Genomic DNA, 13543 nt, shown 5'->3' with positions numbered 1-13543 from the left:
CGCTTAAATCATTTCCTCGGCGCCCTTGCCGCCAAGCACGATCTCGCCGGCCTCGGCCATGCGGCGGGCGATGGTGAGGATTTCCTTCTGCGCCGTTTCCACGTCGCTGACCCGTACCGGCCCCTTGGCCTCCAGGTCGTCGCGCAGCAGCTCGGACGCACGCTTGGACATGTTCTTGAAGATCTTGTCCTTGACCCGCTCGTCGGCGCCCTTGAGCGACACCACCAGCACGTCCGACGACACTTCGCGCAGCAGCGCCTGGATGCCACGGTCGTCGACGTCGGCCAGGTTGTTGAAGACGAACATCAAGTCTTCGATCTGCTCCGACAGGTCGCTGTCGATCTCGCGGATCGAGTCCATCAGCGCGCCTTCCACCGAACTGTCGAGGAAGTTCATGATATCGGCGGCGCGCTTGATGCCACCCAGGGTGGTGCGCGCGGCATTGGAGTTGCCAGAGAACTGCTTCTCGAGGATCTGGTTGAGTTCCTTGAGCGCCGCTGGCTGTACGGTGTTGAGCGACGACACGCGCAGGACGATGTCCAGGCGCACCTTGTGGTCGAAGTTGCTCAGCACCTCGCCGGCCTGGTCGGGGTCGAGGTAGGCGACCACGATGGCCTGGATCTGCGGGTGCTCGTAGCGGATGACATCGGCCACGGCACGCGGCTCCATCCACTTGAGGCTGTCCAGGCCGCTGGTGTTGCCACCGAGCAGGATGCGGTCGATCAGGCCGTTGGCCTTGTCCTCGCCGAGGGCCTGGTTGAGCATCTTGCGGATGTAGCCGTCGGAACCGACGCCCAGGCTGGTCTGGTCGCCGACGATTTCGACGAACTCGCTCATTACCTGCTCGACCTGCTCGCGATGGACGTTGCCCATCTGCGCCATGGCCACACCCACCCGCTGCACTTCCTTGGGCCCCATGTGGCGCAGGACTTGCGCGGCATCGGTCTCGCCGAGCGAGAGCAGAAGGATGGCCGCCTTGTCGACGCGGCTCAGCTTGGCGGTAATGGCTCGATTGTCACTCATCGGCGTTGATCCACTCTTTCACGACCTGGGCCACGCGGCCCGGGTCTTCGGCCACCAGGCCCTTGATTGCGTTGAGCTGTGCCTCGTAACCCTCGCTCGGGCTCGGCAACAGAATGCTTGTCGGGCCACCCAGGCTGACGCGGTCGTTGGCCAGTTCGCCATCCAGACCGATCATGCCGCCCAGCTCCATGTCGCTGTCCGTGGCCGCCTGCTTGCCGCCACCTGTAATGTTGTTGAGCACTGGACGCAGCACGCCGAACACCAGCACCAGGATGAACAGCACACCCAGCACTTGCTTGACGATGTCCCAGAACCAGGGCTGCGAGTAGAACGGAATATCGACCAGCTCGTCGCCACGGTCGGCGGCGAACGGCACGTTGATCACGGTAACGCTGTCGCCACGGCTGGCATCGAAACCTACCGCATCCTGTACCAGGCGGGTGAAGCGCGCCAGGTCCTCGGCGCCCCACGGGGTACGGGTGGCTTCGCCAGTGGCGGGGTCCAGCTTGACCTGGTCGTCCACCACCACGGCTACCGACAGGCGGGTCAGGCGACCTTGCTGCTGGCGGGTGTGGCTGATGGAACGGTCCAGTTCGAAGTTCTTGGTACTTTGCTGGCGCTTGTCGCTCGGGTATGGTGCCAGCATCGGCTGGCCAGTCGCCGGGTCCATGATCTGTTGGCCATTGGCGTCCACCAGCGGCTGGCCCGGCTGAATCGCGCCGGCAGGTGTCGCGCCAGCGGTAGCGTTTTCAGGGGCAGAGGCACCGGCCGGCGGCTGGTTACTCAACGCCCCCGGCACACCCTGCGGCCCTTGGCTGCTGGCACGCTGCTCATTGACCGATTGCTCGCTGCGCAGCGCCGGTTGGTCGGGGTTGAACTGTTCGGAGGTGGACTCGACAGCACTGAAGTCGACGTCAGTAGACACCTCTGCCTTGTAGCGGTCGTTACCCAGCACTGGCTGCAGAATATTGTGCACACGCTGAGTGAGCATGCTTTCCATGCGACGGCTGTAGTCGAATTGCTTGCCCGCCATGCTCAGGGCCGTGTCTTGCAACTGGTCGGAGAGCAGGTTGCCCTTCTGGTCGACTACGGTCACCTGGGACTTGTCCAGCTCCGGCACACTGGTCGCCACCAGATTGACAATCGCCATCACCTGGCCGGCTTCCAGGGCGCGCCCCGGATACAGCTCGACCAGTACCGAAGCACTGGGCTTGCGCTCATCGCGCACGAACACCGAACTTTTCGGGATCGCCAGGTGCACACGGGCTGCCTTGACGTTGTTCAGGCTCGATACCGTACGCGCCAGCTCGCCTTCAAGGCTGCGACGGTAACGGGTAGCTTCCATGAACTGGCTGGTACCCAGCCCTTGCTCTTTATCGAGCAATTCGAAGCCGACATTGCCATCGCTCGGCGCCACGCCGGCCGCAGCGAGTTTCAGACGCGCACGGGAGAGATCGTCGGCCTTGACCAGCAGCGCGCCGGAGTTCGGCTCCACGCGATACGGGATGTCGGAGGTGGTCAGGGTATCGATCACCTGCTTGGTGTCCATGCCCGCCAGGCTGCCATAGAGCGGGCGGTAGTCCGGCTGCTGCGACCAGAGCACCACGGCGAAGCCGATGGCCACGCTTGCCGCCAGCCCGACCAGCAGGCCGACCTGACGCAGCATGGGCATCTGCGAAATGTTTTCCAGGAACGACATGCCGAACAGCGGCGGCTTGGCTGCTGGAGGGCCACTCTTGGCGGGGGCGTTATCGACGACTGCTTCGGCCATGACTCACTCTCGCCCTTATACCGGCATCTGCATGATGTCCTGGTACGCTTGCACCAGCTTGTTACGAACCTGGGTAAGTGCCTGGAACGACACGGAAGCCTTTTGCGAGGCGATCATCACGTCAGTCAGGTCAACACCACTCTTGCCAATTTCGAAAGCGCTGGACAATTGGCTGGATGCCTGCTGAACCTCATTCACCTTGCCAATGGCCTGGCCGAGCATATCGGCAAAGCTGCTCTGCCCAGGCGCGAGCTCAGGCGCGGCGCCAACCTTGGGCAGGGACATGGCATCGGCCTGCATGGCGCGCATGTCCAACATCAGACGATTGAATTCAACACCTTGGGTCATGGACTTCTCTCTCCGGCGGCCGCACTTTTTTTGACACTCATGCAGCGAATAGTGATGGAGCTAGCAAGAGAAGTGCCAGCCACTCAGAAAACATTCAAAAGGACGTATCAGCCGAACAGACTGGCCTCGACATCGAACCCGGCATCACGCATCTGCGCAAGCTTGTAACGCAGGGTTCTAGGGCTGATCCCCAGACGATCGGCCGCCTCCTTGCGACGACCGCGCTCGGCACGCAAGGTGTCGATGATCATCTGGTATTCGTGGCGACGCATGTCATCACCCAGCCCACCGGCCTCACCCCCAGAATCCGCAAATACCGGCTCAATAGTGGCCACTTTGGATGCCGACAATGGAATGGCGCCAGCCAGACAAAAATCCGCCGCCTCGATCACTCCGCCCTGCTGCAGGATCAACGCCCTCTGCAGCGCATTATCCAACTCGCGGACGTTGCCAGGCCAGGCGTAAGCCTGCAGGCACGCCCGCGCCTCAGCGGATAGCTTGACCTGAGCGTGGTGCATCTTGCTGACATGACGTGCCAGCAAACGCTCTGCGAGCGGCACGATGTCGGCCGGCCGATCACGCAATGCACGCCAAGCCATGGGGAATACCGATAGGCGGTAGTACAGGTCCTCCCGGAAGCGGCCGGCAGCAACCTCCTCCGCCAGATCGCGGTTGGTGGTAGCCAACACGCGAATATCCAGCACCACCGGCTTGCGCCCGCCTACCCGCTCCACCTCACGCTCCTGCAGCACACGCAGCAACTTGGCCTGCAGCCCCAGCGGCATTTCAGAGATCTCATCGAGCAGCAAGGTACCGCCGTCCGCCTGCTCGAACTTGCCAGCCTGCGCGGCGATGGCCCCGGTAAAGGCACCCTTCTCATGGCCGAAAAGCGTGGCTTCGAGCATGTTGTCAGGAATCGCCGCGCAGTTGATCGCCACGAACGCCTGCCCGGCTCGGCGCGACTGCTGATGTATGAATCGCGCCAGCACTTCCTTGCCCGTGCCCGACTCGCCGGAAATCAACACCGTCGAGTCGCTTTGCGCAACCCTTACAGCCAGCTCCAGCAGTTGCCGACTGGCAGGCTCACAGGCAACAGGCCCCGCTTCGTCACCCACGGCACCGCCACCGACAGCATGGCGTGCCACCAGGTCGAGCAAGGCCTTGGGTTCGAATGGTTTTACCAGATAGTCGACCGCTCCCTGGCGCATGGCTTCCACCGCACGCTCCACAGCCGCGTGAGCCGTCATCAGCAGCACCGGCAAGTGCGGGTGGTGACGGCGTAATTGTGCCAGCAGCTCGTGGCCATCCATGCCAGGCATGTTCACATCACTGACTACCAGCGCAAAGGATTCCTCTGCGACCGCCCGCAACGCTTCCTCAGCACTACCAACTGCACGGTGAGCGAGGCCGCCGATCTCCAGGGTGTCGGCCAGCGCCTGGCGCAGGACTCGGTCATCCTCGACCAGCAGCACCTTCATCGTCATTGCCCCGCCTCCTCCTGAACACCGATCAATGGCAGCTCCACGGTGGCGCATGTACCGCGCCCCACCCGGGAACGCAGGCGCAGCGTACCGCGGTGCGCCCGCACCACTGCCTGGACCACAGCCACCCCCAGCCCGGTACCCGTGGACTTGGTGGTCAAAAACGGCTCCCCCAAACGCGCCAACAACTGGCTATCGATACCACTGCCTGCATCGCTGACACACAGGTGCACAGCGTTTTCGCGGCGCAGCAGATGAATCTTCAAACGCGCCGACTCGCCACCGGCCTGCACGGCATTTTCGATCAGGTTGAGCAATGCACCCACCAGCGTATCGCGGTTGCACAGCAGTTCTCCCAGATGGGTATCACATTGCCAGCGCACCGCATGCCCCTGCACATGGGAGTGAGCGGCTTGCTGCAAGGCCTGGAACAACCCCTTGGGGCTGACTCGATCATTGAGTGGCAGCTCGCCACGGGCGAACACCAGCATGTCGCGAACCTGATGCTCCAGTTCGTGCAGGCGTTCCTTGAGATTGCCGGCAAAACGCAGGCGCGTGTCGCAGGCCAACGCCTGCTCCGGGTCCGCCAAGTGGCTGGCATAGAGCATCGCGGCCGACAAGGGCGTGCGAATCTGATGCGCGAGGGAGGCAACCATGCGCCCCAACGAAGACAGACGCTCGTGTCGCGCCAACTGGCCCTGAAGGCGACGCGTTTCGGTCAGGTCATTGAGCAGCACCAACTGCCCGGGCTCGGCATCCAGAGAGCGGGTGGCAATGGACAAACGACGCCCGTCACGCAAGGAAACCTCATGACCGTCGTCCTCGCGCGGCGCGAAACTGCGCGCAATCACCTGGCGCCACAGCAGCCCGGTCAAAGGTTCACCCAGCAGCTCGCGAGCCGCCGGATTCGCCTCGCGCACACAGCCCTCACCATCGATGACGATCACCCCGCCAGGCAGCAGATCGAGCAAGTTCTGCAGACGGTTGGCCAGGCGCTCTTTCTCGTCCAGCTCGGCCATGCGCTGGGCACTGACCACTGCCAACTCGCCCTTGAGCTCGCTGACCCGCGACTCAAGCATGCTGTAGGAGTGGCTCAACTGGCTGGAGACCTGATCGAACAGGGCGAACGCCTGCTCAAGACCCTGCCGGCTCTCCTGCTCAAGCGGGGTGTGCCCTCGCGAATCGGGGGCTGGGGAACGGTGGGCGGCCTGGGGCATCGTGCTCTCTCGCATGGCTGACCGTCATAAAAACGGTATGTTGCCTGCGGTGTAGCAATAGCCGTGCCGAAGATGGGGACAATGACACCAGGCAGCATTGCACGCTGATCGACGTCAACGCCCGGGGCCGCATCGCGACCCCGGGCGAGCAAACGTCACTCGTCGGCCTGGTCCTCGCCACCTTGCCGGCTCATGCCGTACTTGCGCATCTTCTCGACCAGCGTGGTCCGACGGATACGCAGACGCTCTGCAGCACGCGCAACGATGCCATTGGCATCATCCAGCGCCTGCTGGATCAGGCCTTGCTCCAGGCTGCCGAGGTAGTCCTTAAGGTCCAAACCTTCCGGCGGCAGCATGGCGTGGTTGGCGAAATTCGGCGCATGGCCGTTGATCGCCACGCGCTCTTCCAGGTCGGAGCGCAGGCTGTCCACCAGTTGCTCGTCTTCATCATCGACGTAGCGGAACTTCTTCGGCAGCTCCGCCACACCGATCACCCCGTACGGATGCATGATCGCCATGCGCTCCACCAGGTTGGCCAGCTCGCGAACGTTGCCCGGCCAGCCGTGGCGGCACAACGACATGATCGACGCGGAGTTGAAGCGGATCGAACCGCGCTTCTCGTGCTCCATGCGCGAGATCAGCTCGTTCATCAGCAGCGGGATATCTTCCACCCGCTCACGCAACGGCGCCATCTCGATAGGGAACACGTTCAGCCGGTAATACAAATCTTCGCGGAAGGTCCCGTCCTCGATCATGGTCTCGAGGTTCTTGTGCGTCGCAGCGATGATGCGCACATCGATGCTCTGGGTCTTGTTGCTGCCGACCCGCTCGAAGGTGCGCTCCTGCAGTACGCGCAGCAGCTTGACCTGCATCGGCAGCGGCATGTCGCCGATCTCGTCGAGGAACAACGTACCGCCGTTGGCCAGCTCGAAACGCCCGGCACGGCTGGTTATCGCGCCAGTAAAGGCGCCCTTCTCGTGACCGAACAATTCGCTTTCGAGCAACTCCGCCGGGATCGCCCCGCAGTTGACCGGGACGAAGGGTGCCTCGCGGCGCTTGGAGTGGTAGTGCAGGTTGCGCGCCACCACTTCCTTGCCGGTGCCGGACTCGCCAAGGATCAGCACACTGGCATCGGTGTCAGCGACCTGCTGCATCATCTGCCGCACATGCTGGATGGCACGACTGGTACCCACCAGGCTGCGGAACAGATTGGGCTCGCGCTGACGACCGCGCTCGCGGGCCTGGTCGTACATCTCGCGATAGACCTGGGCACGGTGCAGGGAGTCGAGCAACTGGCTGTAGCTCGGCGGCATCTCGAGGTTGGACAGCACACGACGGCGCAGGTCCTCGGGGAAGTCCGCAGAAGAAATTTCACCCAGAAGCAGAACCGGAAGGAACTCATCCCACCCGGCCACTGTCTTAAGGAGCCCCAGCACGCTGGCCGGGGCATTTACGGTACCGATGAGGACACACAGCACTTCACGGCTGGAAGACAAACCCTCGACCACCTGCTGCCAGTCGTCGCTGGAGCAGGACAGGTTTTCTTCGCCGAGAAAATTCAGGACCACCGCCAGATCGCGGCGGCGTTCGCTGTCGTCATCGATCAGGAGAATCTTGGTTTCACGCCACATGCAATAGCAACTTCCCTAGTCATATCGGCGCCCGAAGGCGTGCACGACATCATTCCGACTGAATGGTCAGTGTTCGGACGTCTGAATTTCGAAAACAGCCACTAGTAAAGTCAAAAAACGGCACACAGTCAAATTTATGGCGCGCTGATTTTTGTGTCACCTGTGGTCAGGTGAACAAATGGTATACCTTTGTCGCGTTTTCTGCCTGACGGATCTTCGCCATCTCGTCGACTACCGATTGACGCTCGCCACTTGCAACTTCAATTAGCTGCCGATAGACACCCTGCAGCTGCTCCAGGCTTGCGCGAACCTCATCCTCGTTAGACAAGGCCTCGGCCAGCACGTCTTCAACACACAGACGGCATTCAAGATCTAGTTCGCCCACCGCATCCCAATCACGGCTGGCCAAGGCGGCCAGCAGCAACTCGCGGGTCTGGTCGATACGATCGATTACCTCACTCATGACAACCTCCTGCTTCAGGGCGTCGGCAGCTGCTCGCCGATCGCATCCCAGCCTTCCTTGACCGTGATCAGCAGCCGCGCGACTTCGTCGATGATCTCGGGGTCGTTCTTGACGTTCGCCTCGACCAGGCGACGGCTCATGTAGGTGTACAGGTTGTCCAGGTCGGCCAAGCTGTCGGCATGGTTTTCCAGGTCGAGACCTTCGCGCAGGCCCCCGATGATATCGATGGCCTTGCCGATCAGGATGCCCTTTTGGGCGATATCCTTGCGGGCAATGGCGCCCTTGGCCTGGGCCAGGCGATCGAGACCACCCTGCATGAGCATTTGCACCAGACGGTGCGGACTGGCCTCGGAAGTCTGTGCCGCGCCATTGACTTTCTGGTATTGCCGAAGGGCCAACATCGGGTTCATGGATCTACCTCGTTGCAGCGAAAAGGTGCATATACCTCTTGTATCGCCGCCACGTCAAAAAACTTTAGCCAGAAAAGACAAAGCCCGGCACGCCTGTGTGGCGCCGCCGGGCTTTTGTCATGCTCGATCGATCAGGATTTCTTGGCCTGGGCATTCATGGCCTCGAAGATCGAGGTGATCTGCTCGCCCTGCTTCTTCATCTTGGCCAGGGCGGTGTCGAGCGCGGAGAATTTCTTGGTCAGCGATGCCGTCAGCAACTCGGTGCGACGATCCAGCGCCGCCTGCTGGTTTTCCAGATTCTTGGCCGCCTTGTCGAGGTTCGTCTTGCGGGAATCGAGCATGCCGCCGGTCGAGTTGTATGGATCGATGGCCTTGTTCATCCGTTCGAACAGACCATTGGTCCCCGTGAACAGCTCCTGGATCTCAGAACCCAGCTTCTTGTCGTTCAATGCAGAGGTGAACTTGGTGCTGTTGAACTCCAGGGTGCCATCTTTCTGGGTGTTGATACCCAACTGACTGAGCGTGGTCAGCTTGTCTCCTGCCCCCACTTCCGTCAGCACCTTGCGCACATCACCCAGCAACGACCGGGTAGTCGGGTCGTTGGTCAGCGGACCAAGGCTCTTGACGTTGCCATTGGCATCTTTCTCAGGTGTGACCAGCGCAGTAACAGCCTTCTGCAGGGTGTTATAGGCATCGACGAACGACTGCACGGATTTCTTCAGGCCTTCGTTGTCCAGCGCAACAGTCGCCTTCGTGGGATTACCGCCCGTGGAGACACCGGTGAGCTCGAGCGTCAGGCCACTGATGGCCTGGTCGACGGTATTCTTCGGGCTTTTCAGTGCCAGCCCGTCGATGGAGAACTCCGCGTCCTGGGCCAAACCACTGATGTAACCCGCACCACTTCCGCTGATGGGCTGAGTACCGTTGATGGCCAGCTCCGGAATACCACCGACAGAGATGTCGCTACCCTTGCCGGTCGTGGTAGAGCTGAACACCAGGCGCGAACCGCCCGCCTCGTTGATGATGTTGGCGGTAATGCCGTTGGAGCTCATTTCCTTGTTGATCTGGTCGCGCACGCTCTGCAGCGTGGCACCGCTGGCGACATTGACCTTGTAGTCCTTGCCGTTCTGACTGATGGTCAGCTCACCGGCGCCGATCGCCGTGCTGGCACCACCTGCGAACTGCTTGCTGGCAACCTTGGAGGCGGTAGCCAACTTGTCGACCTTGATATCGTAGGTCCCTGCGACCGCCGAGTTGCTCGACTTGATCTTGACCACTTTCTCGTCAGCGGAAGTGCCTGCGAAGGCATTGAACGAAGGCGCGTTCTTGTCGTTGAGCTTCTTCATGGCGTCCTGGAACGCCGTCAAGGCGCTGCGCAGGGAACCGATACCGGAGATCATCGCGGAGTTGTTGCTCGTCTGCCGAGCAATCTGGTTGGCCTTGGCCGAGGTGTCGGCATTCACCAACACGCTGACGATGTTCTTGATATCGAGCCCGTAGCCCGCACCCGTGTTGGTAGTAATCGGGCTTGCCATGCTGTCGCTCCTCTCTTCGATGGGCCAGCCCCGCTCCTGCAAGACTGACTTGAATCACATATTTGCGCTCGCCGCCAATCAGACCTTGGCGTCGAACAGAATACTTTTGACATCGCTCAGGCTATGGGCGATCCGCAGGGCCTCTTCCGAGGGCAACTGACGAATCAACTCACCAGTTTCACTGGCAATGACCTTGACCACGATCTTACCGGACTCTTCGTCTGTGACGAACTCCAGATTGCGTCGCGTTTCCTTCAGGAACTTCTCGATCTCCGAGACAGCGCCTTTGACATCATTTGCAGCCTGTACCTTGTCGGCGCTCTGCACCTTGCCCGGATCCTGCTGCTTCTCGCCGTCACCGGAAGTGCCTGGCGACCGCGCAACCGGTTTTTCAGCAACCTGCTCGGCCGTGCGCGCAGCCGGGTAAGACAGGTTCAGCTTGACGCTCATGTCCATGTCCAGCACCTCACAATGAAAAGGCGGGGAAGCGCCTGGAGAGCACTCCCCCGCCATCAGCTATCAGGCAGATTAGCCCAGCAGCTTCAGGACTGCCGATGGCAGCTGGTTGGCCTGGGCCAGAACCGAGGTCGAAGCCTGCTGCAGGGTCTGCTGCTTGGTCAGCTGGGCAGTTTCAGCAGCGAAGTCGGTGTCCTGTACACGGCCACGGGCGGCTTCGGCGTTCTCGTTGATGTTCTGCAGGTTGTTGATGGTGCTGGTCAGACGGTTCTGCGAAGCACCCAGATCGGCACGCGAGGTGTTGATCGCTTGCAGAGCGGCGTCGATGGCGCTTACAGCGGCGCTGAAGGTAGCTTGAGCGGAGGAGCTGTCGGCACCGGTGATGCTCTTGCCGGCCAGGGCAGTCAGGGCTGCGCCAGTACCGGTGGTTTTCATCGCAGCACTCAGGCTGATGGTGATCTGGTTGGCAGCGCCAACGTTCGAACCAACCTGGAAGACCATCTGGCCGCCGGTACCGTCCAGCAGGTTCTTGCCGTTCAGCTGGGTGGAGTCAGCGATACGGTCGATCTCTTGCAGCATCGACTGGAACTCTTTGTCCAGTGCGTCGCGGTCTTGCGAGCTGTTCGAGTCGTTACGCGATTGCAGTGCCAGTTCGCGCATACGCTGCAGAATGTTGGTCTGCTCTTGCATCGCGCCTTCAGCGGTCTGGGCGATGGAGATACCGTCGTTGGCGTTTTTGATGGCCATGGTCTGACCACGGATCTGCGAGGTCATGCGGGTAGCGATCTGCAGGCCGGCGGCGTCGTCTTTGGCGCTGTTGATTTTCAGGCCGGAGGACAGACGGGTCATCGAAGTGCTCAGTGCGTCGGAAGCACGGTTCAGGTTCTTCTGAACGCCCAGAGAGGTGGTGTTAGTGTTTACAGTCAAAGCCATGACGAATTCCTCGTTGGATTGGGTACTACGGCTTCCGGCCTTGGCAATTCGCCGGGTAGGTGGCCTAGAGAACCTTCGTAATGTTTATCGTCGCCAGGGCAGTTTGCTTTAGGGCGATTTCCCAATTTTTTTACTGGCATCCTGCCACTCCAATGAAATCAGGGGTTTGACACCAAATTACCAACAGCCAAAAAACAAAAAAGCGCTGACCGATAACGGACAGCGCCTCTTCTATATAGACACGCGGAGCTTAGCCATTGCGCTCGATGATTGCCGAGCCCCATGACAGACCGACGCCGAAACCACTGAGCGCGACACGCCTGCACTGCGAGCCGATCACATGCTTTTCCAATAGCAGCGGAATGCTCGAAGACACGGTATTGCCAGTCTCGACCATGTCCTTGACGAACTTCTCGCGCTGACGCCCCTCGTCGAAACGCTGCGAGACCGCATCGACGATCGCCGCGCTCCCCTGATGCAGGCAGTAAAGGTCAATATCCTCGGCCTTCAAGTGACTGGTCTCGAGCAACTGCTGCAGGTGCGCCGGCACCTTGACCAGGGCAAAATTATAGACCTGACGACCATTCATGAAGAACGTGCCTTCGGTGGTGCGCAAGTGCTCGGCACCCGCCCCATCACTGCCAAACAGCGACTTGCCCAGCTGCCAGGCAGCGCCCTCTCCCATCCAGGTGGCCGTTGCAGCATCGCCGAACAGCATGGTGGTGTTGCGGTCCTCAGGGTCGACAATCTTCGAATAGGGATCTGCGGTGATCAACAAGCCATTCTTCAGCCCCGCGGCATCCATGAAGCCCTTCATGGCATACAGGCCATAGACATAGCCGGAGCAGCCCAGCGAGATATCGAAGGCAGCGATGGCGGTAGACAAGCCCAGCTTGTTCTGGACGATCGCCGCGGTATGCGGCAGGCCTTCGGCATCGCCGTTCTGGGTAACGACGATCACCACATCGATGGACGCCGGATCTAGCGCCGGGTTGCCAGCAAACAGTGCCCGAGCGGCCTCGACGCACAGGTCGGAGGTTTCCTGATCGAAACCCTTGCGCGGCAGGAAGGTCGAACCGATCTTGCCGAAGATGAAATCCTGATCCTTGCCGAATTTCGCACCCTGGGCGTAATTGTCGACACCCTCTACAGGTACGTAACTGGCGATGCTTTTGATGCCAATCATTGTGGCTTCCCGATGGAAATGGCGAAAATTCGCGGGCTTCGCGACCAAGATCATGCACCCTGCCTACCGCATCGACGAGGCTGCCCGCTGACTCAATAGATTAAAGATGCACGTTTCGACTGCCAAGTCACGCAATGATGCATTTCTCCCACCTATACAGCCACATGCAAGGCATGCCAGCGGCACATATCTTGCGTTAGCTAATCCAGATCCAGAATGCCGGGCCGAGCCGAAGCGAATTGAACCTGTGCGGATTCGGCCTCTGCAAGCAAGACCACCCAACGATAAAGGACAGCGCAATGAAGGTCTGCCACACCCATCGGGAAAATCTGTACACGCTGCTGGGCGCACTTTTCCAAATAATGGAAAAGCGTCCGATCGTCGCCGAGCTTGGGGTTCTGCGCGGAGAAAACGCACTTAAAATCCACTCGGCGCTGTCGCCGGAAAAGATGGTGCTCATCGACAGCTGGAGCAAGGCGGCCAACGATGCGTACAGCCCTTTCGATCAACTGCCGCCCTGGGTCGCTCCCGTCGATACCTACGCCTATTACTACGGAGGCTCCCTTCACGACCAGCAGACCTGGGACAAACTGTACGAAGAATGCCGGGAACGCTTCACTCACCTGCCGGAAGTGACAATTATCCGTTCCGAGACCATCGGCGCCATCGAAAAAATCCGACAGGAAACCGACATCAGCAAGTTCGACCTGGTGTACATCGATGCCAACCACCAGTACGAATATATCCTGCGCGACCTGATGTACTACCAGGACCTGGTCGCCGAAGACGGCTTCATCATGCTCAATGACTGCTGCCACAGCCCGAATGGCACCAAACAGAACCTGGGCGTGCTCGAAGCACTGGGTAGCTTCATCAAACGCTCTGATTTCATCCCGGTCGCCATGACCAATACCGACTGGTCGGATGTAATCCTGGTCAGGAAGAACTCCATGCTCGTTCAGCTGATGGACATGGCCCTGACCAACTCGGACGTCCCCTACGTCGAAATCCCCTACCAGTTGATCACCGCAGCGCGTGTAGTCTACGGAAGCCAGCAGCACAATATCAGTTTCTGCTGATACTGCCCCA

13 protein-coding genes are annotated in these 13543 nt (G+C 60.5%); 1 reads left to right on the top strand and 12 read right to left on the bottom strand.

Annotated elements, in window-relative coordinates; all coding sequences use genetic code 11:
• Positions 1 to 3: 3 nt before the first annotated feature.
• The 12 genes from fliG to BMY03_RS23975 all read right to left on the bottom strand — a co-directional run bounded on the left by fliG (position 4) and on the right by BMY03_RS23975 (position 12454).
• Positions 4 to 1023 carry a flagellar motor switch protein FliG gene (fliG, locus tag BMY03_RS24030; protein WP_023631000.1) on the bottom strand — a complete coding sequence of 340 codons (1020 nt, stop codon included), beginning with the start codon at positions 1021 to 1023 and terminating at the stop codon, positions 4 to 6.
• Positions 1016 to 2794: a flagellar basal-body MS-ring/collar protein FliF gene (fliF, locus tag BMY03_RS24025; protein ID WP_094012448.1), complete on the bottom strand. Its 1779-nt coding sequence runs from the start codon at positions 2792 to 2794 to the stop codon at positions 1016 to 1018. The genes fliG and fliF overlap by 8 nt, the downstream gene beginning before the upstream one ends.
• A 15-nt stretch (positions 2795 to 2809) precedes the next feature.
• Positions 2810 to 3142, bottom strand: a complete 333-nt coding sequence (gene fliE, locus BMY03_RS24020; RefSeq protein WP_046854674.1) for a flagellar hook-basal body complex protein FliE — start codon at positions 3140 to 3142, stop codon at positions 2810 to 2812.
• Between the two features lie 107 nt (positions 3143 to 3249).
• Positions 3250 to 4626 (bottom strand): sigma-54-dependent transcriptional regulator, encoded by a 1377-nt coding sequence (locus tag BMY03_RS24015; protein ID WP_094012447.1) that lies wholly within the window; start codon positions 4624 to 4626, stop codon positions 3250 to 3252.
• Complete coding sequence (locus BMY03_RS24010; protein ID WP_094012446.1) at positions 4623 to 5840, bottom strand: sensor histidine kinase; 1218 nt, start codon at positions 5838 to 5840, stop codon at positions 4623 to 4625. Before BMY03_RS24010 ends, BMY03_RS24015 begins: the two co-directional genes overlap by 4 nt.
• A 155-nt stretch (positions 5841 to 5995) precedes the next feature.
• The gene (gene fleQ, locus BMY03_RS24005; RefSeq protein ID WP_046854671.1) at positions 5996 to 7471 is read right to left on the bottom strand and encodes a transcriptional regulator FleQ; all 1476 of its coding nucleotides are present in this window, start codon (positions 7469 to 7471) and stop codon (positions 5996 to 5998) included.
• A 166-nt stretch (positions 7472 to 7637) separates the two neighbouring features.
• Positions 7638 to 7934 (bottom strand): flagellar protein FliT, encoded by a 297-nt coding sequence (gene fliT, locus BMY03_RS24000; protein ID WP_094012445.1) that lies wholly within the window; start codon positions 7932 to 7934, stop codon positions 7638 to 7640.
• A 14-nt stretch (positions 7935 to 7948) separates the two neighbouring features.
• The gene (gene fliS, locus BMY03_RS23995; protein WP_094012444.1) at positions 7949 to 8344 is read right to left on the bottom strand and encodes a flagellar export chaperone FliS; all 396 of its coding nucleotides are present in this window, start codon (positions 8342 to 8344) and stop codon (positions 7949 to 7951) included.
• 131 nt (positions 8345 to 8475) lie between these two features.
• The gene (gene fliD, locus BMY03_RS23990) at positions 8476 to 9879 is read right to left on the bottom strand and encodes a flagellar filament capping protein FliD (protein ID WP_094012443.1); all 1404 of its coding nucleotides are present in this window, start codon (positions 9877 to 9879) and stop codon (positions 8476 to 8478) included.
• Positions 9880 to 9957: 78 nt separating this feature from the next.
• A complete protein-coding gene (locus BMY03_RS23985) occupies positions 9958 to 10335 on the bottom strand; it encodes a flagellar protein FlaG (protein ID WP_094012442.1) in 378 nt (125 codons plus the stop codon).
• Between the two features lie 72 nt (positions 10336 to 10407).
• Complete coding sequence (locus BMY03_RS23980) at positions 10408 to 11268, bottom strand: flagellin domain-containing protein (RefSeq protein ID WP_094012441.1); 861 nt, start codon at positions 11266 to 11268, stop codon at positions 10408 to 10410.
• A gap of 250 nt (positions 11269 to 11518) precedes the next feature.
• Complete coding sequence (locus BMY03_RS23975) at positions 11519 to 12454, bottom strand: ketoacyl-ACP synthase III (protein WP_094012440.1); 936 nt, start codon at positions 12452 to 12454, stop codon at positions 11519 to 11521.
• 299 nt (positions 12455 to 12753) lie between these two features.
• Between BMY03_RS23975 and BMY03_RS23970 the strand changes: the two genes are divergently transcribed.
• Complete coding sequence (locus tag BMY03_RS23970) at positions 12754 to 13533, top strand: class I SAM-dependent methyltransferase (protein ID WP_094012439.1); 780 nt, start codon at positions 12754 to 12756, stop codon at positions 13531 to 13533.
• The last annotated feature ends 10 nt before the right edge of the window (positions 13534 to 13543 follow it).

The sequence above is a fragment of the Pseudomonas soli genome, assembly GCF_900110655.1.
Classification (GTDB): Bacteria; Pseudomonadota; Gammaproteobacteria; order Pseudomonadales; family Pseudomonadaceae; genus Aquipseudomonas; species Aquipseudomonas soli.
This window is presented reverse-complemented; position numbering and strand designations above follow the sequence as displayed.